Consider the following 21,123-nt stretch of genomic DNA (forward strand, 5'->3'; position numbering starts at 1 on the left):
GTCTCTTCCGATCTGGTACCGGGTGCGCAGCGAACGGCGGCCGCCCAGCCGCAGCCCCGCGAGCGCGGCGCCGGCGCCGGTGAGCAGCAGCGGGACGCCGTAGCCGCCGCCCTCCGCGGTGAGCAGCCCGTACGTCCCCGCGCACACCCCGAGCAGGCCGCCGAGGGTGAGCGCGGCCGTCGTACGCCGGACCCGGGCGGGGACCTCGGCGGTACGGCCGTAGCCGCGGGCCTCCATCGCGGCGGCCAGCGCGACCGAGCGCTCCAACGCGCCCTCCAGCACCGGCAGTCCGACCTGGAGCAGCCCGCGCACGCCCCGGTCCGGGCGGCCGCGCAGCCGGCGCGCGGCGCGCAGACGCCGGACGTCGGCGATGAGGTGGGGCGCGAACGTGAGGGCGACGACCACGGCCACGCCCGTCTCGTACAGGGCGCCGGGCAGCGACTTCAGCAGGCGGGACGGACTGGCGAGGGCGTTCGCGGCGCCGACGCAGATCAGGAGGGTGGCCAGTTTCAGGCCGTCGTACGCGGCGAAGACGAGCGCCTCCGCGGTGACCGTGCCGCCCAGCCGGATGCCCTGCGCCCAGTGCGGGAGCGGGACTTCGGGGAGGGTGAGGACGGGGTGGGTGCCGGGGATGGGGGAGCCGAGCGCCACCGCGAAGACGAGGCGGATGAGGAGGACGGCGAGGGCGAGCCTGGCGAAGGCGGTGTAGGAGCGGGACCAGGGGGCGGGGGAGCGGTGCGTGGCCACGACGTACGCCGATGTGACGACGAGGAGGGCGAGGAGGAGGGGGTTGGTGGTGCGGGTGGCGGCGGTGCCGAGGGATATCGCCCACAGCCACCAGGCACCCGGGTGCACGGGGGCACGGTACGGGTGCCGGGCGGCGGGCTCACCGGCCGGCCGGTGCGGGGTGCCGCCGTACGACGGCCCGCGGTCGCGCCGGCTAGGCACGGTTGCGCCGCCGCGCCTGCCATACCGCCGCCCCCGCCAGCAGGGCGACCGCCGCCGCGCCGATCGGCAGGCCCAGCGAAGGGCCGCCGTCCGAGGCGCCCTTGCCCTTGCCGGCAGCGGTCCCGCGCGCCGGCTCTCCCGCCGCCACCTGCTCCCCGCACCCCTTGTGCGGATACCCGGCGATCGCGCACAGCAGGGCGTTGGAGTCGTAGCGCAGGGGACCCGCGACCGCGGCGAGGGCGTCGGCCGTCGTCGCGTCCGGGCGGACCCGCGCGCAGGCGGTGCGCGGGGCGGGCGGGGTCTCGCCGGACGGGGCGTCCGCCGGTGTGCCGAAGTCGAGGACCAGGGCCACCCGCTTCGTGCCGGACGTGGCGGCCGTGCCCGCGCAGATCGTGCCGAAGTCCGCCGTGCCGCGCGGCCGGGTCGCGTCCGCGGAGTCCGCGCTCACCGCGAAGCGGAAGCCCTCCACGGCGCCGTCGTCGGGGCGGACCGTCGACGGGCCCTGCGTGGCGTAGGTCCAGTGGCCGCCGCCGCGCTCCCAGAACGACCAGTAGCGGTAGCCGGTGGCCTGCGCCGGCGCGGCACCGAGCAGCAGGGCGAGGGCGGCCACCAGGACGGGCGCGGCACGGCGGACGGCGGTCACGGCTGCCGCTTCTTCCGGGCGCTGAGCAGGAAGCCGATGCCGATGCCCGCGACGAGGCCGACGCCGACGACCCACCAGACGCCGGCGTGCGAGCCGTCGCGGGACGCCTCGGCGTGCCGTGCGGCGGCCTTGTCCATGTGCGGGGCGGGACCGAGGTCGTTGAGGGACCGGACCAGGCTGGTGCCGCCGAAGTCGCCCGGCTGCGCGCCGACCGCGTGCGCGGCGAGGATCAGCTGCGCGTACGCGGCCGGGCCGCTCTGGGACGCCCACTGGGTGGCGTTCTTCTCCAGCCAGGCGTACGCCTTCTTGGCCGGCCCGGTCCGGCCGTCCGCGGCGAGGGCGACGACCGCGTCGGCCGTGTTGCCGAAGTCGGGCTGGTCCTTGGCGCCGGGGAGCGCGGACATCAGGTGGCCGCTCTTGGCGACGGCCGATGCCAGGTAGGCGCCGGCGTTGTCCGCGACCTGGGCCGGGGTGAGGTGGCCGGCCTTGGCGCAGCCGTCCTGCGCGGGGGACTTGCCGGTCCCGGTGACGAAGCCCTTGCCGAGCGCGCCCAGGACACCGGCCGCCGTCGCGTCCGCGTTGGCGAGCAACGCGCCCTTCTTGTCCGGCTGGTAGGCGAGGGCGCCGCCGCCGTCCTGGTCGCACGGGATGGACCGGGCGGCCAGCAGGTCGTAGGGGGACTTGCCGGACGGGCGCAGGCCCGCCGGGTCCGTGCCGGCCGCGGCCAGCGCGCCGATGACCACGGAGGTGGAGTTGGTGTCGCTGGGCCCGCCGGGGGAGTAGCCCCAGCCGCCGTCCTTGTTCTGCACGGACTTCAGCCAGTCCACCGCCTTCCGGACGGCGCCGCCGTGCCCGCCGACCGCCTGCAGCGCCTGGACGGCCGCGGCCGTGCTGTTGGTGTCGACCACGACCTTGCTGTCGCAGGCCTTGGCGGGAGCGGCGCGGAAGGCGGCGAAGGCGCCGTTCGCGCACTGCTGGCCGGTGAGCCAGTCCACCGCCCGCGCGGCGGGCCGGTAGCCCAGCGTCCGCTGGGCGACCAGGGTCAGCGACTGGCGCCACACACCGTCGTAGGTCGGGTCCGACTCGCCGTACAGGCCCGAGGGGATCGCCACCTTCGGGGACGCGGACGGCGACGGACCGGCGGCCGTGGCGGGTGCTGCGGCGGCCAGCACGCCTATGGCGGCGAGAGCCGCGGCACTGCGGCGGACGTTCATGAAGGCGACTGCCTCTCCCTGCGGGGAGCCGGGCAGCGCACGGGAGGGCCCCGGGCGGCTCGGCTCCGTAGACCTCGACGGTGCCGTGCGCGGCGGGCCGCCGGCGCACGTGAGCCGGTCAACGTCCCGTCCGGGGCAGTCCGGCTCACCGTGCGCGGCACGGTTCACGGTTGCGGGTCAGCGCCGGAATTGCACCGGCTTTCCCCTGTACGGGTTGTGATGACGACTCCGCCACTTTACCGGCAGCCGCGCGCGGCCCGACGGGTGGCTGTGCGCACATCGGGGCGGTGACTAGGGTCACGGTCATGACGACCACGGGGAGACTGCTGGGTTCGGGCCGTACGGCCGACGTGTACGAGATCGACGAGGCGTGGGTGCTGCGCCGGGACCGCGAGGGCTGGGGGGACGCGGCCGCCGAGGGCGCCGTGATGGCCCACGTGCGCCGGCACGGCTATCCGGCGCCCCGGGTACGGCCCTCCGCCTCGCCCACCGACCTCGTCCTGGAGCGGCTGTCCGGCCCGACGCTGCTCGGCGCCCTGCTGGCCGGCCAGGTCGGCGCGACGGAGGCCGGCACCCTCCTCGCCCGGCTGCTGCGGCAGTTGCACGCGGTACCGGGCCGGGACGCGACCGCCCCGCACCTGCGCGTGCTCCACCTCGACCTGCACCCCGACAACGTCATGCTCACCCCGGACGGCCCCCGCGTCATCGACTGGTCCAACGCCGAGGACGGCCACCCCGGCCTGGACTGGGGCATGTCGGCGCTGATCCTCGCCCAGGTCGCCCTCGCCGACGACGCGCTGGGCGAACCGGCCCGAGCCGTCCTCACCGGCCTGCTCACCGACCCGGCGGACCTCACGGCCTCCGGCCTGGCCGAGGCCCGCAGACGGCGGGCGGCCAACCCGACGATGTCCCCGCGGGAGGTCGAGGTCCTGGCGGACGCGGAGGGGCTGGTAAGGGGGCTGGGGCGGCTGGGTTAGCGTCTTCCGGTCCGCTCCGTTCCATTCCGGTGGGTTCGGCCGGGGTCGGGCCGTTCGTGCCGGTTTGATGCGGGACTGTGGCGGGGCTGTGGCGGGGTTGCAGCCGGATCAGGGAGTGGCGCCCGCCGGCCTCGGGGCGAGCTCGGGGTGCCGGAACCAGCGCAGGTAGCCGGTGGTCGGGGAGCCGAGACCGGTGGCGTCGTCGTAGCCGCGGCGGGCATGGAGGCCGAAGTCGTGGCCGAGGGTGTAGAGGAGATAGCGCTGGGCGCCCCCGGCCGTGTCGACGCCGGGGCCCTCGTCGCGTACCACGGTCAGGGGCGCCGTCCCCGCGTTCGCGGGGTGGTCGGTGACGTCGTGGAACACATGGGCGTGGGATGCGGCGAGGGCGTACAGGAGCGGGTTGGCGAAGCCGAGCCGGTGTCCGGAGGCCTGTTGGGCGTCGGCCTGGACGGCGGCGAAGGCGGGCGCGGCCGCCGACGTGCCGCCGAACCCGACGAGATGGTAGGTCCCGGCGTCCGTGAGCCCGACGAGGACGGGCAGTGCCCCGTCGCCTTCCAGCGCCACGTCGGGCGTCGCCCGGCGCGCGGTGCCGCCGGGGACACGGCCGCGCTGGTACCAGGGCCGCGGGAAGTCGCTCGCGCCCCCTCCGCCGCCGAAGGCGAAGACGCCGGGGACCGGCCCCCACGCCCGGCCCTTGTCCGTGAGAACGGACAGCTCGTCGCCCATGCTGGTCTCCCAGGCGTAGTCGCCGTGCCGGTCCAGGGCCAGGGTGGTGCCGCCGACCGAGGTGACCCACGGCGAGCCGCTGGGGAAGTCGGCCTGGGCCCGGGTGGTCTTCGGGTCGCAGTTGACGCCGGTCCGCGCGGCCCCGGGCGAGGAGTCGCCGCAGTCACCGGCGGCGAAGGAGACCCCGATGCCCTCGGCCGCGGCCTGCTCGAACAGCAGGTTCCACGCGGCCACCAGCGTGGGGGTCAGGTGCCCGGGGCTGGAGTGGACGATCTCCGCCCAGGAGTTGGAGACGACATCCGCCCGGCGGCCGTCGATGACGTACGTCTCGGCGTCCATCAGGTCGTTGTCGAGGCAGGAGTTCGCGCCGACGTACAGGACCTTCGCGTCCGGGGCGAGACCGTGGGCGAGGTCGATGTCGAGTGCCTGCTCGCCGGCCCAGGTCCGCGGCGGAGCGCACGCGTCACTTATGTGCCAGCCGCGGGGCGTCACGTGCTGGCGGTACTGGCCCGGCCGGAAGGCGCGGTCGCCGGTGGCCCGGGCGTAGCGGTCGGCGTCGGCGGGCATGTCCGGCGACCCGTAGGCGTCGACGACGGCGATGGTGGAGCCGCGCCCGGTGGCGCCGTCGGTGCCCGCGCCGTAGGCGTGCCGGAGCTGTGCGGGGATGTAGGGGCAGGGCGCGTACGCGGTGGTCCTGCCGTACGCCTTGGGCAGCCGCGTGGCCGGCTTCTGACCGAAGTGGCCGGAGCACACGGCCCCGTCCGCGGGCACGTCGAGAGCCGGTGCCGGGGTGGAGAGGGGGCGGGCTGCGCCGGGGGTGGACAGGCCGGACACGCCGAGCACGGTCGCGCCGAGGGCGGCGGGCACGCTGAGGTCGCCCGAGGGCGCGTCGCTCGTGCCGCGGCCGGTGCGGTAGCGGTGCAGGCTCGTGCCGAAGGCCCGCTGGACGGCGCGGGCGGGGCCCTCGATCGTGAGGTGGTGGAGGGTGCGGCCGGTGACGGTGAACCCGGACCGGGCCAGCCATGCGGAGACGGCACGGATGTGCTGGTCCGTCTGACCGAAGCGCCGCTGGTACGCGGCCGGGGTGAGGTAGTGCCGGTACTCGGGGCTGTGCGGGTCGGTGACCGCGCGCAGGAACGCCGAGAGCCCCGCCGGGTCACGGGAGCCGAGGTAGAGACGCGCGCTGACGCGGCGCGCACCGGGCACGGGGCCCGCGTCGGCGGCCGGCGTCGCGTACGCGGGCCGGGATCCCACGAGGGGGTGCCGGTCGGCCGCGTGGGCGGCGGGGAGGGAGCCGGCGGTGCCCAGCAGCAGGGCACAGGCCGCGGCGGCCACGGAACCGCGGCGCAGGCGGTGCGGCAGGCGTATGGAGGCGTGAAGAGGCACGGGATGCAGACCTTCTGGTGTGGCGGCGCCGGACGGCGCGCGGGACGGAGCCGCGGCGCGGCACGGACTGCGCCGTACCGGCCGATGGCCGCCGGGTGAAAGGTGCGAAAGGGATGCCCAGGGTCCTTTGGCGGCCCTAGGTGCGGATGGTCCGGCCCCGGCAGAGCGGGCCCGAGACGCCCTGGAACTCCAGGTCGAGGCCGAGGCCGTCGCGTTCGGCGTGGATGTGCAGGTGGGGCTCGCTGCTGTTGCCGGAGTTCCCGACCTCGCCGAGCACCTGCCCGGCGCGCACGGGGTCGCCCGTGGTCACGGTCACGGTGCCGGGCCGCAGGTGGGCCAGCTTGACGACCTCACGGCCCGTGTCGATCCACACGTGGTTGCCGTACACGGGCTGGTAGCGGATGGTGCCGGGTTCCTGGTCGTCGATGTGGTCGGCGGCGGAGACCACCGTGCCGTCACAGGGCGCGTGCACGGGCTGCCCGTACACCAGGTGGCTCGCGTTCGTGCCGCGCGCGCCCTCGCCCCGGGCGCGGCCGCGCGCCCGCGTGCCGCCGGGGCCGACCCGGAGGACGTCCAGGGCGCCGCGCTGCTCGGGGAAGCCCGCGTGATGGTTCAGGCCCCGTCCGCCGCCCTGCGCGATGTACCAACTCCCGCCCTGCAGCGGGAAGACGAGAGGCCGCGACACGGCCTGCCCCCAGCGGTGGCGGCGCGCTCGCACCAGGAGCACGCCGGCGACGGCGAACAGGACGGCTCCGACGAGCAGTTCGGCGGTGGGGCCGCCCGACGCGGGCAGTCCGGGCAGCCGGCAGGCGGAGGCGAGGGCGACGAGCGCCCCGGCCTCCAGGGGACGCCGTATCCACCAGGGCTGGGTGGCGGGGGCGCGCCAGCCCTCCAGGAACAGGTAGCCGACCGCGACGATGAGCAGGCTGCCGCACCAGGCGGTCCGGGAGGGCGCCTCCCAGCAGTCGCCGACGCGCACGGCGAACAGCAGGGCCAGCACCGCCCACGCGAAGGCCGTGCGCGCCCCGTGGGACACGCGCAGGCGCGACGGCCGGTGTGCGGCCGGGGCGATCAGCAGCCCGGCGAGCTCACGGCCGTCACGGCTGGCGGCGAAGGCGAGCGCGCGGCCCCTGGTGCCCTCGATCACGAGCCCCTCGGGGCTGTCGCGCACGCCGGTGACGTCGCCGACGCGCGCGAGGGTGGCGGCCACGATCTCGTCGAGCCGCTCGCGGCCCACGGCGGCGGCCACCCGCGGCGCCAGGCGTTCGCGCTCGCCGGGCTCCGCGGTCAGGAACCGGTACAGGGCGTCCGCCGCGGCGTCCTGGCCGTGGTCCGGCCGCCCGGTCCGCCGGCCGTCCGCCGGTTCCCCCGTCGTGTCACGCATCGGCCGCACCGTCCTGCCCCGCCGTCATCGCCACGGGTGTGACGCCGCGTGCGGCCGCCGGTGACCAACCACCGTTCAGCACGCGGTCCTTGACCGTCCGGAAGCGGCGCGCGAGCGACCTGTAGTCCTCGTCCCGCAGGCAGGTGCAGTCCGCGCCGATCATCAGCAGCCCGAAGCACACCAGGCCCATGAAGGCCATGATGCCCACGTGCAGGCCCTCCAGCGCCAGGGTGTTGGTCTTGCGGACCCACGGGCGGGCCGACAACAGCGCGAAGGGAAGCGCCAGTTCGATGAGGATCGTGACGTAGCAGACGGCGGTTCCCACGACGGCGCTGCTCATCAGGTGCGCGTACGTCGCCGACATCTCGAAGCCGGTGATCCGGCTGATGTAGTACATGGCCACGCCGTCCTGCCACATCTTCCCGGTGATCTTCCAGTAGCCGGCGGCGAAGTACAGCACCGCGGTCTGGAAGACGATCAGAAAGGCGCCCACGTTGTGCAGCACGGTGGAGATCGCCGGCTGTTCCCGCTCCCGCATCGTCGCGCGCCTCTTCTTGGCGCCGGGCGCGAAGTAGGCGTTGGAGACGGTGAGGACCATGAACAGGATCAGGATCTGGGTGAGGTTGTCGCCGCCTTCGAGGATGTCCTGGTTGCGGTTGTGCAGCGACCACATCATCACGGCCTGGGCCAGCGCGAGCGCACGGCCACCGAAGACCATGAACGCGAGGGCGACCAGGATCGCGGCGTGAAAGGCGATCTCGAACCAGAGCGTGGAATGGCTCCAGAGGAAGACCGAGAAACCCCAGCGCGGCAGCTCGGCCTTCGCCGTGGAGATGGAGTTGTAGGAGTCGGGCCCCCACAGGAAGCGCCGCTTCGCATAGTCGGACAGGCAGTACAGCACGGTGGCGAAGCCGATGACGATCCGCAGGATCGCGACTCCGACGAGCCGGTGCCTCCTGGTCGCCAGGCGCAGGAGTACGCCGTCCAGCCGGGCCGTGCCGCTGTGCCATCCCCGGCCCAGCAGGGCGAGCACGCCGGTCATTGCGCCACCCCCGGTTCGTAGGTCAGCCACGACGTGGCCAGCACCCCCTGTTCCCGCTGCTTCGGCCGAGGAGTCGCGTACCGGGCCGAGAAGGGAACGATGGGGCGGTTCTTGAAGGTCGCCTGGACGGCGATGATCCGTGCGTTCGGGTAGAGCGTCCTCGCCTGCGCCGAGAAGAAGCGCCGCATCTCCTCGAAGTCGGGCTTGAACTCGTCGTCGAGGCGCTTGCGGGCCGCCTTGCGCTCGGCTGCCGGCAGCTTCTCGAACTTGTTGGCGACACCCGCGTACCGGTTGGCCGCGGCGTCGAACGCGAGGAGAACGCCGGGGAGTTTGGTCGGGTTCACGCGGAAGTCGCGCGGCGATCTGTCGATGGCCTGCTCGATCTCGACGGGGCTGGTCACGACGGTCTGTCCCGAGCCGGGCAGCCGCATCCGGGCGCGCAGGTAGATGAGGTCGTTGCTGCTGCCGGGCGTGGGACCGAAGAGCTGCCAGTCCTGCCAGAAGTACGGCTCCATGAAGGCCGTGGCGGGGCCCTTGAGGCGGTCCTTCGCCGGGGAGTCGGGGGCGTTGTACACCAGGCAGCACCAGCAGTACACCGCCAGGGCGGCCAGGGCGGCCAGCGCAGTGATCCGTACCTTGAGCGGAAGTGGCCCGCCCGCCGTCCGGGGTGCGCCCTCCGATGCGCGCGAGCGCGCGAGAACTCTCATCGCTGTCCACATCCAGGTGGGTCCGACGTCCAGGGTCGGTCGTCTCGGAAAAGGGAGGGAGGCGCGCGACACTGCGTGCCGGGGCGGGGCGCCCCGCCCCGGCACGGGGGCGAGCGGTGTCGGTGGGCATCCGGCACCACTTCTCACTGCGCACCGCTGGTCATGCGGTGGTCACGTCGTCCGGCACCGGTGGTCGGCCGGTGCCGCATGCCGAGCGGCTCCGCCGGCCGGGCGGTGCCCCGGCTTCCCCTGCGCCGGCGGTCGGCCGGCGCCACAGGTCACGCGGCGCCGGTGGTCGGCCGGCGCCAGTCGGTCTTCCGCCGCCGCGCACGGCGGCGCCGTGCAGCGGTCGGCGCGACGGTTCAGTGGGCGTCGTAGGCGGTGTCGCCCGGGATCACTCCGTGCAGCGACGCGCCGCTGAGGGCGGGGCCGCCGCTGGACGACGAGGAGGACTCGCTGGACGACGAGGACTCGCTCGACTTCAGCTTGGAGGTGATCTTCACCGTCTTCTCGGTCGCCTTGACGACCGTGGCGGCGGCGACGCTCTGGGCGATGCCGTGCCAGAACTGCGGCTGCACGCCCTTGCCGAGGACCTTTGCGGTGACGACCGAGTGCTGGGCGGCGGCCTTGTGCTGCGGCAGGGAGGCTGCCGACGCGCTGGAAGTGGCGAGACCCGCGGTGCCGACCGCGGCGAGAGCCGCGACCAGGGCACCGGCGACGGCACGCTTGCCGTTCATGGTGGTTCCCTTCGAGTGGTGACAATTCAACGGGATGCGCGAATCGATTCGTGGACACGTGCGCACTTTTCTCCCGGGGCTCGGCACGGTGCGCCTAGGCCTTGAACAACCGGGGAGTGCGTTCATGCTAACCGCGAGTCTTCGCGCCGCTCAACGAATTTCGTTGCACGCAAACGGAGTTGGGCGCTCCAAGCTCAGGCAAAGCTCAATTTCGGCGTCATCCGGTGCCGTTATCGCTCGTCAGGCGCTCACGAGCGCTGCCTCGGATGCGCAACCTTTACTGTGCGATGGGATTTCCGAGGAAAAACTAAACCGGTGCTAACGGCGTCTTCCGTAAAACGACGGAAACGGAAATCGTGCCTTTTTCGCCGCCGCGTCGGCCCAGGCGCGAACGGGGCGCTGAGCGTCGCGGCGTTGCGGGCGCCACCGCCCCGGGCCGGGCGCGGCAGGCGGCGGACGCCCTGACACCGGCCCGCGGCCGGGGGCGGCAGGCGGCGGACGCCCTGACACCGGCCCGCGCCGGGGCGGCAGGCGGCGGACGCCCTGACACCGGCCCGGGCCGAGGGCGTCCGGCCCGCGGTCGGTCACGCGCGAACCTATGACACCAGCGGAAGGGCGGCTCTGTCCTCGAGCCATGAGGCCCGGGAGAGGACGGCGCGCTGCACCGTACGGACCCGCAGGCTCGGTTCGATTCCCAGTCGCTCCACGAGCTTGTTCCGGAGCGTGTCGTAGACGCCGAGCGCGTCGGCGGTGCGGCCGCTCCGGTAGAGAGCCACCATCAGGTACAGATAGAGGTTCTCCCACAGCGGCTGGTCCGCCACCAGCCCCCATGCCTCGCTGATCACCCAGGCGTTCCGGCCCAGCCGGAGCTCGGTTTCCACCCGCAGCTCGTGCGCCGCGTTCCGCTGCTCGTCCAGCCGGCGGCCCAGATCGTCCAGCAGGGCCAGGCCGCGGACGTCGGCGAGGGCAGGCCCGCGCCACAGCGCGACGGCAAAGGCCAGCAGCTCGGAAGCCTCCGCCAGCCGGCCCAGGGCGCTCGCCCGGCGGCCGTCGGCCACGGCCGACTCGAAACGGTGCAGGTCCAGTTGGTGGCGCTGCCCCAGGTCGAGAACGTAACCGGGGGCCCGGGTGGCCAGGAGGCCCGGCTCCGCGCCCAGCGCCGACAGGTGCTTGCGCAGCCTGGAGACGTATACCTGCAGAGCGGTGGCCGCGGTGCGCGGCGGGTCGTCCGCCCAGAGCAGGGCGGTGAGCTGCCGAGTCGAGACGACGCGCTCGGCGTTCAGGCACAGCAGCGCCAGCAGCGCCCGCTGTTTGAGGGCCCCGGGGCCCGACGACGTGGAGCCGTCGGTGCCCGCGATGCGAAGCGGCCCGAGTATGTGGAAGTCCAATTCTTTCCCCCATGACGTGTTTCCCACGGGGCGGGGTGGTCAGTCCCGCCGAACGCCGATCTTCCGTGGCGCGCCGGGCACCCGGCAAGTTCAGGGTGTTCCTTTTACCGAGAATTGGCGTGAGTCACACCGTGCCCTTGACCGCGGTGAAGATCGGGTGGAGTGGATGTGATGTCTGCCGTTGTCGAGGAATATGCGCGGTCGGCCGCATGGTGCGCGGCACGTCCGGCGTAAGGGGGAGTTCAGCGGCGCCTCCTGGTCTTCCGGATATCTGCGCAACGGGATTGGCGGGGGAACGAGCCGGAGGGCACACGGCTGCCATTTCGGGGTGCCCGGCGCGCAATACGGCCGGCCGGGCAACGGGATGCCGAACGGCCCGCGGTCCAGGGCGGCGCCGACCCCGGCTTCGGGAACGCCTCGTCCCTCGGCGGGGCCGCGGACGACCGCGCGGCCCGCGGCGAGGTCCCCGTCCGCGGACGGCGACGACGGCGCCCGCCGGCTCGCCACCCCCGCCCGTTCGGCCGAAATGACCATCTCCGCGGAGCCCGGCCGGGGCTGACGGCGCCGCGGAAGGTGTGTGTTTTGGCCACCCGGCACGCCCCTCGGCACCCCGTTTCCGCTGTACGTCCCTTTCGTTCCGTGCGCGGGCCTCCCATGAAGGTGGCTGAAGCGGCGGGGAGTTGGCATATTGCGATCAGACGTGACCGCTTGCAGCCCCCGGGGGAATGGTGCGTACAACCAGGAAGATGCGCCGGTTCGCCAACGCGCTCATCGATCCCCTCAGGGTTCCGATCCCCGCCGACCCCGGTGACCTGCTGTCCGCCCTGGTCGAGTCCGCCTCCAGCTGGCGCGGCCGCCCGATCGTCGTCCACCTGGCCAACTTCCCGCCGCACACCTCCGCCACCGGGCTCTGGATCGAGCGCGGCACGCGTGACGACGTCGTCATCGAGGCGGACGCCCCGCCCTGGATGAAGCTGGTGATCCTGGGCCACGAGCTGTGGCACATGGCCGACGACGACCCCTCCCACCTGGCCGCCCACGCCGAGACCGGCCTGGCGCCGGCCGGCGGTGACGCGGCCCGCCCGGCCGCCGCGCGCACCCGGTTCCTGGAGGCCGCGGAGCAGCGGGCCGACCTGTTCGGCATGCTGATCGGGGACCGGCTGCGCCCCTGGCTGAAGGCGTCCCCCGACTCCGTCTACGCGGCGCACACCTCCGGCAACGACGACCTCGCGGGCCGCATCGGGGCGGCCCTCAACTACCGCGGTGCCCAAAGGTGAGTGACCTGATCAACTACGTGAGCTGCGGGCTGCTGTGGCTGGGCCTGCTGGTCAAGGCGCCCGATCTGGCCCGCAGGTGGCGCGATCCTTTCCTGCTCGCCCTCAGCAGCGCGCTCGCCTTCGCCTCGCTGTGCTTCCTGTTCGGCGCGCCGTACACCGTCGGGTTCATCAACGGCGTCAGCGGCGTGCCCAACCTCGCCGCCCCGCTGACGTACGGGGCCGTCACCGCGTACGGCGCCGCTTCCCTGGTGCTCGTCGTGCGCTGGCGCGGCGGCCCGGGCACGGCCCGCGCCGTCCGGCGCTGGACCCTCGGGTACGCGGCCGTGCTCGGCTGCATCGCGGTCCTGTTCGCCTTGGGCGACGCGTCGGTGGAGCGCCGGACGGACTTCGACACCTACTACGCCACCACGCCGTACATCGCCGAGATGATCGTCCTGTACCTCGTCGCGCACCTCACGGCCGTCGTCGTCACCGCCTGGCACTCCCTGTCCTGGGCCCGGCAGCTGCACGGCTCCCTGCGCGCGGGGCTGGTCACCATGGGGGTCGGCACCCTGGCCGGCGGCGGGTACAGCGCGTCCAAGCTCGTGGCGGTGGCCGCGCGCTGGTGCGGGCGCGACTGGTCCGCGCTCGGTACGACGTTCTCGCCGGCCTGCGCCGGGCTGAGCGCGGCCCTGACCGTGGTGGGCATCGTGATCCCGCTGATCGTCCCGTTCCTGGCGACCCGGGCCCGCTACTGGCGCCAGTACACGCGGCTGGGCCCGCTGGAGCGGCAGTTGACGGACCTGCTCGCCCGCGAGTACCTGCGCCTGCCACGCCCGGTGTGGCCCTCGCCCGCCCGCTGGCTGACCTGGCGCCAGAGCTCCATCTACAACGGGCTGCACTATCTGGAGCGGTACTTCGACGAGGGGCTGTACCGGCAGACCTACGCCGACGGCCTGCGCACGCTGGGCGACGCGCGCCGGGCCGAGGCCGCCGCGTGGGCCACCGCCATAGCCGCCGCGACCGAGGCCGTGAGCGGTCACGGCACCGGACCCGTGGCCGCCGGACCGCTCCCGGGCCACCCCGACCTTCCGGCACTCCTGCGCATCGCCGACGCCCTCGCCGACGGCACCGGCCGGCGCGCGCTGGCCGTGTGCTGAACGGAGCCGCCGACCCATGAGCCTCGTCGTGTACTCGGCCGCCAGCATCTTCGCCGTGACCGCCCTGCTCCTCTTCCGCAGGCCGCGGGTCGCCCTGCGGGACCCGCTGACCGCCTCCACCTGCGTGTCGATCTTCCTCGGCGGACTGTGCTTCTTCTGCTCGGCGCCCGTCACCCTGTCCGCGGTGAACGAACTCACCGGCATCCCCAACTTCGGCGCGCCGATGACCTACAGCGTCATCTCCGCCTACAGCGCCTCCCTGCTGATCCTGCTGATCAACTGGCGCGGCGGCCCCGCCGAGCAGGTACGGCGCTGGGTGGTGCGGGTCGCCACGGTGTACAGCGCGCTCATCGTCGCCATCATCACGCTGTTCGCCCTCGCGAGCGCGCCGGTCGAGCGGCTGCGGGACCTCGACACCTACTACGCGAACACCCCGTACATGCGCGAGATGATCCTGCTGTACCTCATCGGGCACGGGGCCTGCGCGGTGACCACGTGCTGGGTGTGTCTGCGCTGGTCGCGGGAGGTGACGGGCATCCTCCGGGTGGGCCTGCGCCTCATCATGGCGGGGCTGTCCGTCGACGTCATCGGCTTCGAGTGCGCCAAGATGACGGCGGTCGCCGCCCGTTGGGCGGCACACGACCTGGACCGCCTGTCCACCGACCTCGCCCCGCCCGCCTCCGCCCTGGGCGCCCTGATCTGCAGCGCGGGCTTCGTCCTGCCCCGGCTGCTGCCCGCGGCCCAGGCCCAGTGGCAGAGCCTGTGGGACTACCGGGCGCTCGCCCCGCTGTGGGCCGAGCTGAAGGACGTGCCGACCGCCCCCAAGCCCGCACCCCCGCGCTGGCAGCTGCCCCGCGGCCGGCTGTACTACCGCGAGATCCGCATCCTCGACGCCCTGCTCGCCCTGCAGTCCCACTGCGACGGCCGGGTGCGCGAGACGGCGTACCGGCAGGCCCGCACGCAGGGCAGCCCGCCCGGCGAGGCCCACTTCATCGCGGCCGCCGCCATGGTCGTCGACGCCGCGCAGCAGGCCCGCCGGCCGCAGCCGGCCGGGAGCCCCGAGCCGTCCGGCACGTCCCGTCTGCAGGCCGCGGTTTTCTCGGACACCGGTGAACTGGTCCAATTGGCACGGGCGTTGGCCGGGTCGCCCGTCGTCAGGGCGGCCCGCGAGGGCGCGACGCGAGCCACGCAGAGCTGAAGGAAGAGGACCAGGATGTCGCGAAGAGCCGTAGTCATAGGGGCCGGGCCGGCCGGCATGCTCGCCGCCGCGGCGTTGTCGCCGGCCGTGGACCACGTGGTCGTGCTGGACCGCGACGAGCTGCCCGACGCGCCCGCGCACCGCCGAGGCGTGCCTCAGGCGCACCACGCCCACCTGCTCATGCCCGGCGGCCTGGAGGCGATCGAGCGGCTCCTGCCCCAGGTGGACGTGCGCAAGCACCTGCTGTCCGCCGGAGCCAGGGAACTGGCGCTCAGCTCCGGCATGGTGGCCCTCACCCCGGCCGGCTGGTTCCGCCGCTGGCGGCACCGCGCGTACGTCACGATCACCTCCAGCAGGCCGCTGCTGGACTGGGTGGTGCGCCGGCGCGTCCTCGACGGCCATCCCAATGTGGAGGTCCGCCAGGGCCGGGTGACCGGGCTGCGCGGCAGCGCCCGCCGGGTCGTCGGCGTGCGGCTCGACGGCGCCGGCCGGGCGGACGCACTGGACGCCGACTGGGTGGTGGACGCCAGCGGCCGCGGGACCCGGGTGCTGCCGTGGCTCGACGCGCTCGGCGTCCACGGCGTCCGTGAGCGCAACGTCGACTGCGGCCTGGCCAACGCCACCCGCCTGTACCGCACTCCGCCCGGCGCGCAGGACTGGCCGCTGACCCTGATCCAGGCCGACCCCTACAGCGGCCGGCCCGGGCGCAGCGGCATGATCGTGCCGATCGAGCAGGACCAGTGGATGGTCAGCCTCGGCGGCATGCGCGGCAGCGAGCCGCCGAAGGACCCCGACGCCTTCCTCCGCTACGCCCTCGACCTGCCGAGCCCCCTGGTGGGCCGGCTCATCGCCGGCGCCGAGCCGCTCACCCCCGTCTTCACCAGCCGCAGCACCAGCAACTCCCGCCGCTATCTGGAGCGGTGCCGCGTCTGGCCCGACGGCTTCGTCGCGCTCGGCGACGCCGTGGCCACCTTCAACCCGCTCTACGGCCAGGGCATGTCCGTCGCGGCGCTCGGCGCCCTGGCGCTGGCCGAGGCGCTGCGGGACAGCGACATCGGCGCGCCCGGACTGGCGCGCCGCGTCCAGCGGGCGGCGGCCCGGTCCGTCGAGGCGGCCTGGACGATGGCCGTCAGCACGGACGTGCTGTATCCCGGCGTGGTGGGCGGCAGGCCGACCGCCGCTGACCGGCTCGCCGCGGGGTACTCCAAGCGCCTGACGAAGGCGGCCACCGGCTCCTACCCGGCGGCCTCCGCCCTGTGGGACGTCACCAGCCTGCGCACCGGACCGGCCCGGCTGATGCGGCCGGACACGCTTTTGGCCGCGCTCACCGGCCCCGCCCTGCGTCCGCTCTCCGGCCCCCCGCTGACCACGGCCGAGCGCGCCTTCCTGGCGACCCTCAACTGACCGCGGCCTTGGGGGCGGGCCCGTTCATCAGGCCGCGGACCGGCCGGGCGAGCGGTTTTCAGACCGCCACGTACGCCACCGGCTCGGTCCCGGCCACCGGCTCCGCGCGGCCCTGCTTCACCAGGCGGCGCAGGTGGGACTCGGCCTCCGACACCGCGATGTTCCGCGATCCGTAGGGGATGTCGGCCCAGGGGCGGTTCCACTCCATCCGCTCGGCGAGCTGCCAGGGCGTGCGGGGCTCGGCGAGCAGGGCCAGCAGGCCCCGCAGGCGTTCCTCGTGATGGGTGAGCAACTGCCGCACCCGGGCGGGCGCGTCGGCGAAGGGGTGCTGGTGGGCGGGGAGGACCTCGGCGGGGGCGAGGCGGCCCACCCGCTCCAGGGAGTCGAGGTAGTCGCCGAGGGGGTCGGTGACGGTCGCGTCGTCGGGGTCCTCGTACAGCCCGATGTGCGGGGTGATCTCCGGCAGCAGATGGTCCCCGCTGAACAGCCGGCCCCGGCCCGGCAGCCGCCTCGGGTGGTCCTCCTCCAGGTGCAGGCAGACATGGCCGGGCGTGTGGCCCGGGGTCCAGATCGCGCGCAGCCGGCGGCCGGGCAGGTCGAGGAGTTCGCCGGGGACGATCGCGCGGTCCGGCAGGGCGGGGGAGAGGCCGGGCGGGGTACGGCGGCCCCGCGCGGCCCGCAGCGGCGCCACGTGCTCCTGTGGCGCACCGGCCGCGGTGAGCTTCGCGGCCATGTACGCGAACCACCACTCGGGCCGCGTCTCGCGCGCCCGCCGCACGATCGCCGCGTCCGCCGCGTGCATGGCGACCCATGCCCCGGACGCCTCGCGCACCTTCCCGGACAGCCCGTGGTGGTCCGGGTGGTGGTGGGTGACGACCACCCCGTACACCTCCCGCACCGCCGTGCCGCAGGCCGTCAGCCCCGACACCAGCGTCTCCCAGGAGGACGGATCGTCCCAGCCGGCGTCGACGAGTACCGGCCCCCGGTCGGTGTCCACCACGTACACCAGCGTGTGCCCGAGGGGGTTGTCCGGGATGGGGACCCGCAGGGACCGCACACCCCCGCCGTGATCGAACGTCTCCGTCATCCGCCCTCCACCCCACGACCGGCGCCCCGCGACCCTGGCCCACTATAACTAGAACCCGTTCCAAAGGTCGCCCAAGACGACCGTCTGCGTGAGGCGTTGCCGGGCCGCCCCGCGGCGGCGCCGGGTCCTCGCCGGCCAGGGACATTCGCGTCCGGTCCGTGGACTCCTGCAAGGAGAGCTGATATCAGTTCTGACACAGCGTCAGATGTGCGGTGCGGCGGGAGGCAGTCGGCCATGACCGAGCTCGTGGAACACGGACAGCTGTTCATCGGCGGGGAGTTGACCGACCCCCTCGGCGAGGACGTCATCGAGGTGGTCTCGCCGCACACCGAGGAGGTCGTCGGGCGGGTGCCGCACGCCTCCCGGGCCGACGTGGACCGGGCCGTGGCCGCCGCGCGCCGGGCCTTCGACGAGGGGCCCTGGCCGCGTGCGTCCCTGGCCGAGCGGACCGAGGTCGTCGCCCGCATCAAGGACGGCATCGCCGCCCGGCACGAGGAGATCGCCCGCGTGATCTCCGCCCAGAACGGCTCGCCGTACTCCTGGAGCGTCCTCGCCCAGGCGCTCGGCGCGATGATGGTGTGGGACGCGGCGATCCGGGTCGCCCGCGACTTCACCCACGAGGAGCGCCGGGACGGGGTGCTGGGTCCGCTCCTCGTGCGCCGCGAGCCGGTCGGCGTCGTCGCCGCCGTGGTCCCGTGGAACGTCCCGCAGTTCGTCGCCGCCGCCAAACTCGCCCCCGCGCTGCTGGCGGGCTGCACGGTCGTACTGAAGCCCTCCCCGGAGTCCCCGCTGGACGCGTACCTCCTGGGCGGGATCGCCCGCGAGGCCGGACTGCCCGAGGGGGTCCTCTCCATCCTCCCGGCGGACCGCGAGGTCAGCGAGTACCTGGTCGGCCACCCCGGCGTCGACAAGGTGTCCTTCACCGGCTCGGTCGCGGCCGGCAGGCGCGTGATGGAGGTGGCCGCCCGCCATCTCACCCGGGTCACCCTCGAACTGGGCGGCAAGTCGGCGGCCGTCGTGCTCCCGGACGCGGACGCCGGCGCGGCGGTCTCCGGCATCGTCCCGGCGGCCTGGATGAACAACGGCCAGGCGTGTGTGGCCCAGACCCGCATCCTCGTCCCGCGCACCCGCTACGACGAGTTCGCCGACGCCTTCGCCCGGGCCGCGAGCGCCCTGACGGTCGGCGACCCGCTGGACCCCGCCACCCAGGTCGGCCCGCTGGTCGCCCGGCGCCGGCAGCGGCGCACCCTGGACTACATCCGCATCGGCCAGGAGGAGGGTGCCAAGATCCTCACCGGCGGCGGCCGCCCGGCGGGCCTGGAGAAGGGCTGGTACGTCGAACCCACCCTCTTCGGCGACGTCGACAACTCCATGCGGATCGCCCGCGAGGAGATCTTCGGCCCGGTCGTCTGCCTGCTGCCGTACGGCGACGAGGCCGAGGCCGTGAGGATCGCCGACGACTCCGACTACGGCCTCTCGGGCAGCGTGTGGACGTCCGACGTCGAGCGCGGCATCGAGGTCGCCCGGCAGGTGCGCACCGGCACCTACTCGGTCAACACCTTCAGCCTGGACATGCTGGGCCCGTTCGGCGGCTACAAGAACTCCGGCCTGGGGCGGGAGTTCGGCCCCGAGGGGTACGGCGAGTACCTGGAGCACAAGATGATCCACCTGCCGGCCGGGGCGTAGGGATGGGCGATCGCTGGCACGTCGAGGTCGACCGGTCCGTGTGCATCGGCTCGGCCCAGTGCCTCCACCGCGCCCCGGACGGCTTCCGCCTCGACTCCGCCCGCCAGTCCCGTCCCGTCGAGCCGGACACCGACGCGAGCGAACACCTCCTGGCGGCGGCGGAGAACTGCCCGGTGGAGGCGATCGTCATCACCCTGCTGGGCAGCGGTGAGCCCGTGTTCCCGCCGGAGGAGTAGACCCGCCCGGCCCGGGGAGCGGCCCGCTCACCGCACGCCCGGCTCCGTCAGGTCGATCAGCCGGCACACCGTCTCGATGTCGATCTTGACCTGGGCGATCGACGCGCGTCCGGAGAGCCAGGTGATGAGAGCGGAGTGCCAGGTGTGCTCGATGACGCGGACCGCGGAGAGCTGCTCGGGGGTGGGGTGTTCCAGGCCCATGGCGTCCAGGATGATCGCCGTGGTCTGGCGGGAGACCTGGTCCACCTCGGGGCTGACGCTGCGGTCGGCGAAGGTCAGCGCGCGGACCATGGCGTCGGCCAGGTGGGGTTCGCGCTGCAGGGCGCGAAAGGCCCGCATCAGGGTCTCGGCGACGCGCTCGGCGGCCGTGTCACCCGCCGGGGGCTTCTTGCGCAGCGTGCCGTGCATGTGCTCCAGCTGGTCCTGCATGGTCGCCACCAGCAGGTGCACCTTGGACGGGAAGTAGCGGTACAGCGTGCCGAGGGCCACCTGCGACGACTCGGCGACCTCGCGCATCTGCACGGCGTCGAACCCGCCCCGGCTGGCCAGCTGGGCGCTCGCGTGCAGAATCCGGCGGCGGCGGGCCTCCTGCCGCTCGGTGAGGGGCGGCGAGGCAGGACGTGACGTACTGGCATCCGCTGGCATGGGTCCCGTTCCGTGACAATCGGTGAGGGTGTCTGCAGGGCACGTGATCAAACAGCATGGCAGGGCGGCGCGCCGTGGCGCGAATCACCTGATCCACTGCTTACAGCACCCCTACCTGCCGGTAGATTCAGAGCCCCTTGAACGATCAAGTCTGAAACTTGTTCTAGATTAGCGTCCCGCGTAGTCTCGCGGGACAGTGCAGGCAGAAGGGGGCACGGAGTGACCGCTGAGGCCCGGGAAGCGGGTGTCCGGGAGGACCCCGCATCTGACGGCGAGCGACCGCTCAACATCGCACTCCTCACCTACAAGGGGAACCCGTTCTGCGGCGGTCAGGGCGTCTACGTACGGCACCTCTCACGCGAGCTGGCCCGCCTCGGGCACCGCGTGGAGGTCATCGGCTCCCAGCCGTATCCCGTCCTCGACGAAGGCTGCCCGGGGCTCACGCTGACCGAGCTGCCCAGCCTCGACCTCTACCGCCAGCCCGACCCCTTCCGCACCCCGAAGCGGGACGAGTACCGGGACTGGATCGACGCCCTCGAGGTCGCCACGATGTGGACCGGCGGCTTTCCCGAGCCGCTGACCTTCTCCCTGCGCGCCCGCCGGCTGCTGCGCGCCCGGCGCGGTGAGTTCGACGTCGTGCACGACAACCAGACCCTCGGCTACGGGCTCCTCGGCGACCTCGGCGCGCCCCTGGTCACCACCGTCCACCACCCCATCACCGTCGACCGGCAGTTGGAGCTGGACGCGGCCGAGACCTGGCAGCGCCGCTACTCGGTGCGCCGCTGGTACGCCTTCACCCGGATGCAGAAGCGCGTCGCCCGCCGCCTGCCCTCCGTCCTCACCGTCTCCGGCACCTCCCGGCAGGAGATCGTGGACCACCTCGGCGTCCGCGACGACCGGGTCCACGTGGTCCACATCGGCGCCGACACGGACCTCTTCTCGCCGAATCCGGCCGTCCCCCAGGTGCCCGGCCGGATCGTCACCACCTCCAGCGCCGACGTGCCCCTCAAGGGCCTGGTCTTCCTGGTGGAGGCGCTGGCGAAGGTGCGCACCGAGCATCCGGCCGCCCACCTCGTCGTCGTCGGCAAGCGCCCGGCGGAGGGCCCGGTCGCCCAGGCCGTCGAGCGCTACGGCCTGGAGGGCGCCGTCGACTTCGTCAAGGGCATCTCCGACGCCGAGCTGGTCGACCTCATCCGCTCGGCCGAAGTCGCCTGCGTGCCCTCCCTGTACGAGGGCTTCTCGCTGCCCGCCGCCGAGGCCATGGCCACCGGCACCCCGCTGGTCGCCACCACCGGCGGC

The 21,123-nt window shown here is 73.9% G+C and carries 19 protein-coding genes and 1 riboswitch; of the genes, 8 read left to right on the top strand and 11 right to left on the bottom strand.

Translation table 11 applies throughout. The features are described 5' to 3' along the window. The 3 genes from ACLU3S_RS25995 to ACLU3S_RS26005 all read right to left on the bottom strand — a co-directional run. Nucleotides 1-855: energy-coupling factor transporter transmembrane component T (locus tag ACLU3S_RS25995; RefSeq protein ID WP_413954375.1), on the bottom strand; the 855-nt coding region annotated here is incomplete at its 3' end. A gap of 85 nt (nucleotides 856-940) precedes the next feature. Next, nucleotides 941-1,591 carry an SCO2322 family protein gene (locus ACLU3S_RS26000; RefSeq protein WP_413954376.1) on the bottom strand — a complete coding sequence of 217 codons (651 nt, stop codon included), beginning with the start codon at nucleotides 1,589-1,591 and terminating at the stop codon, nucleotides 941-943. Further along, complete coding sequence (locus ACLU3S_RS26005) at nucleotides 1,588-2,805, bottom strand: prenyltransferase/squalene oxidase repeat-containing protein (protein WP_413954377.1); 1,218 nt, start codon at nucleotides 2,803-2,805, stop codon at nucleotides 1,588-1,590. Before ACLU3S_RS26005 ends, ACLU3S_RS26000 begins: the two co-directional genes overlap by 4 nt. 116 nt (nucleotides 2,806-2,921) lie before the next feature. Beyond that, nucleotides 2,922-3,051: riboswitch (cobalamin riboswitch) on the bottom strand. Between the two features lie 59 nt (nucleotides 3,052-3,110). Between ACLU3S_RS26005 and ACLU3S_RS26010 the strand changes: the two genes are divergently transcribed. After that, a complete protein-coding gene (locus ACLU3S_RS26010) occupies nucleotides 3,111-3,782 on the top strand; it encodes a phosphotransferase (protein ID WP_413954378.1) in 672 nt (223 codons plus the stop codon). Nucleotides 3,783-3,890: 108 nt separating this feature from the next. On the opposite strand, the gene ACLU3S_RS26015 is transcribed toward ACLU3S_RS26010, so the two are convergent. The 6 genes from ACLU3S_RS26015 to ACLU3S_RS26040 all read right to left on the bottom strand — a co-directional run bounded on the left by ACLU3S_RS26015 (nucleotide 3,891) and on the right by ACLU3S_RS26040 (nucleotide 11,152). Beyond that, the gene (locus tag ACLU3S_RS26015; RefSeq protein ID WP_413954379.1) at nucleotides 3,891-5,894 is read right to left on the bottom strand and encodes a protease pro-enzyme activation domain-containing protein; all 2,004 of its coding nucleotides are present in this window, start codon (nucleotides 5,892-5,894) and stop codon (nucleotides 3,891-3,893) included. 136 nt (nucleotides 5,895-6,030) lie between these two features. Continuing rightward, a complete protein-coding gene (locus ACLU3S_RS26020; protein ID WP_413954380.1) occupies nucleotides 6,031-7,278 on the bottom strand; it encodes a peptidoglycan DD-metalloendopeptidase family protein in 1,248 nt (415 codons plus the stop codon). Next, entirely contained in the window at nucleotides 7,271-8,320 is a 1,050-nt protein-coding gene (locus tag ACLU3S_RS26025) for a hypothetical protein (protein WP_413954381.1), read from the bottom strand. The genes ACLU3S_RS26020 and ACLU3S_RS26025 overlap by 8 nt, the downstream gene beginning before the upstream one ends. Continuing rightward, nucleotides 8,317-9,027: a DUF5819 family protein gene (locus ACLU3S_RS26030; RefSeq protein ID WP_413954382.1), complete on the bottom strand. Its 711-nt coding sequence runs from the start codon at nucleotides 9,025-9,027 to the stop codon at nucleotides 8,317-8,319. Before ACLU3S_RS26030 ends, ACLU3S_RS26025 begins: the two co-directional genes overlap by 4 nt. A gap of 362 nt (nucleotides 9,028-9,389) precedes the next feature. Continuing rightward, on the bottom strand, nucleotides 9,390-9,764 hold the full coding sequence (locus ACLU3S_RS26035; protein ID WP_413954383.1) for a hypothetical protein: 375 nt from the start codon (nucleotides 9,762-9,764) through the stop codon (nucleotides 9,390-9,392). A 596-nt stretch (nucleotides 9,765-10,360) separates the two neighbouring features. Next, complete coding sequence (locus ACLU3S_RS26040) at nucleotides 10,361-11,152, bottom strand: AfsR/SARP family transcriptional regulator (RefSeq protein WP_413954384.1); 792 nt, start codon at nucleotides 11,150-11,152, stop codon at nucleotides 10,361-10,363. Nucleotides 11,153-11,898: 746 nt separating this feature from the next. Between ACLU3S_RS26040 and ACLU3S_RS26045 the strand changes: the two genes are divergently transcribed. The 4 genes from ACLU3S_RS26045 to ACLU3S_RS26060 are packed head-to-tail and all read left to right on the top strand — an operon-like array spanning nucleotide 11,899 to nucleotide 16,170. After that, nucleotides 11,899-12,429 (top strand): toxin, encoded by a 531-nt coding sequence (locus tag ACLU3S_RS26045; RefSeq protein WP_413954385.1) that lies wholly within the window; start codon nucleotides 11,899-11,901, stop codon nucleotides 12,427-12,429. Further along, nucleotides 12,426-13,568: an MAB_1171c family putative transporter gene (locus ACLU3S_RS26050; RefSeq protein WP_413954386.1), complete on the top strand. Its 1,143-nt coding sequence runs from the start codon at nucleotides 12,426-12,428 to the stop codon at nucleotides 13,566-13,568. The genes ACLU3S_RS26045 and ACLU3S_RS26050 overlap by 4 nt, the downstream gene beginning before the upstream one ends. A gap of 16 nt (nucleotides 13,569-13,584) precedes the next feature. After that, the gene (locus ACLU3S_RS26055; RefSeq protein ID WP_413954387.1) at nucleotides 13,585-14,766 is read left to right on the top strand and encodes an MAB_1171c family putative transporter; all 1,182 of its coding nucleotides are present in this window, start codon (nucleotides 13,585-13,587) and stop codon (nucleotides 14,764-14,766) included. A gap of 15 nt (nucleotides 14,767-14,781) precedes the next feature. Continuing rightward, entirely contained in the window at nucleotides 14,782-16,170 is a 1,389-nt protein-coding gene (locus ACLU3S_RS26060; RefSeq protein WP_413954388.1) for an NAD(P)/FAD-dependent oxidoreductase, read from the top strand. A 58-nt stretch (nucleotides 16,171-16,228) separates the two neighbouring features. On the opposite strand, the gene ACLU3S_RS26065 is transcribed toward ACLU3S_RS26060, so the two are convergent. Continuing rightward, complete coding sequence (locus tag ACLU3S_RS26065; protein ID WP_413954389.1) at nucleotides 16,229-17,257, bottom strand: MBL fold metallo-hydrolase; 1,029 nt, start codon at nucleotides 17,255-17,257, stop codon at nucleotides 16,229-16,231. A gap of 234 nt (nucleotides 17,258-17,491) precedes the next feature. On the opposite strand from ACLU3S_RS26065, the gene ACLU3S_RS26070 reads away from it, so the two are divergent. Together ACLU3S_RS26070 and ACLU3S_RS26075 are read left to right on the top strand one after the other, a co-directional pair. After that, entirely contained in the window at nucleotides 17,492-18,943 is a 1,452-nt protein-coding gene (locus tag ACLU3S_RS26070; protein WP_413954390.1) for an aldehyde dehydrogenase, read from the top strand. Between the two features lie 2 nt (nucleotides 18,944-18,945). Then, nucleotides 18,946-19,179 carry a ferredoxin gene (locus ACLU3S_RS26075; protein ID WP_413954391.1) on the top strand — a complete coding sequence of 78 codons (234 nt, stop codon included), beginning with the start codon at nucleotides 18,946-18,948 and terminating at the stop codon, nucleotides 19,177-19,179. A gap of 27 nt (nucleotides 19,180-19,206) precedes the next feature. On the opposite strand, the gene ACLU3S_RS26080 is transcribed toward ACLU3S_RS26075, so the two are convergent. Beyond that, entirely contained in the window at nucleotides 19,207-19,824 is a 618-nt protein-coding gene (locus ACLU3S_RS26080) for a TetR family transcriptional regulator (protein ID WP_413954392.1), read from the bottom strand. Between the two features lie 219 nt (nucleotides 19,825-20,043). On the opposite strand from ACLU3S_RS26080, the gene ACLU3S_RS26085 reads away from it, so the two are divergent. After that, nucleotides 20,044-21,123 (top strand): glycosyltransferase family 4 protein (locus ACLU3S_RS26085; RefSeq protein ID WP_413954393.1); only part of this gene is annotated, 1,080 nt, incomplete at its 3' end.

It is taken from the genome of Streptomyces sp. AF1A (assembly GCF_047340315.1).
In the GTDB taxonomy this organism is placed as follows: Bacteria; Actinomycetota; Actinomycetes; order Streptomycetales; family Streptomycetaceae; genus Streptomyces.

Excerpts from the sequence above, each read along its gene's own strand:
- ACLU3S_RS26055 (WP_413954387.1), top strand. The coding sequence starts at position 13,585 with ATGAGCCTCGTCGTGTACTCGGCCGCCAGCATCTTCGCCGTGACCGCC.
- ACLU3S_RS26065 (WP_413954389.1), bottom strand. The coding sequence starts at position 17,257 with ATGACGGAGACGTTCGATCACGGCGGGGGTGTGCGGTCCCTGCGGGTC.
- ACLU3S_RS26060 (WP_413954388.1), top strand. The coding sequence starts at position 14,782 with ATGTCGCGAAGAGCCGTAGTCATAGGGGCCGGGCCGGCCGGCATGCTC.
- ACLU3S_RS26075 (WP_413954391.1), top strand. The coding sequence starts at position 18,946 with ATGGGCGATCGCTGGCACGTCGAGGTCGACCGGTCCGTGTGCATCGGC.
- ACLU3S_RS26070 (WP_413954390.1), top strand. The coding sequence starts at position 17,492 with ATGACCGAGCTCGTGGAACACGGACAGCTGTTCATCGGCGGGGAGTTG.
- ACLU3S_RS26035 (WP_413954383.1), bottom strand. The coding sequence starts at position 9,764 with ATGAACGGCAAGCGTGCCGTCGCCGGTGCCCTGGTCGCGGCTCTCGCC.
- ACLU3S_RS26010 (WP_413954378.1), top strand. The coding sequence starts at position 3,111 with ATGACGACCACGGGGAGACTGCTGGGTTCGGGCCGTACGGCCGACGTG.
- ACLU3S_RS26045 (WP_413954385.1), top strand. The coding sequence starts at position 11,899 with ATGCGCCGGTTCGCCAACGCGCTCATCGATCCCCTCAGGGTTCCGATC.
- ACLU3S_RS26005 (WP_413954377.1), bottom strand. The coding sequence starts at position 2,805 with ATGAACGTCCGCCGCAGTGCCGCGGCTCTCGCCGCCATAGGCGTGCTG.
- ACLU3S_RS26020 (WP_413954380.1), bottom strand. The coding sequence starts at position 7,278 with ATGCGTGACACGACGGGGGAACCGGCGGACGGCCGGCGGACCGGGCGG.
- ACLU3S_RS26080 (WP_413954392.1), bottom strand. The coding sequence starts at position 19,824 with ATGCCAGCGGATGCCAGTACGTCACGTCCTGCCTCGCCGCCCCTCACC.
- ACLU3S_RS26025 (WP_413954381.1), bottom strand. The coding sequence starts at position 8,320 with ATGACCGGCGTGCTCGCCCTGCTGGGCCGGGGATGGCACAGCGGCACG.
- ACLU3S_RS26030 (WP_413954382.1), bottom strand. The coding sequence starts at position 9,027 with ATGAGAGTTCTCGCGCGCTCGCGCGCATCGGAGGGCGCACCCCGGACG.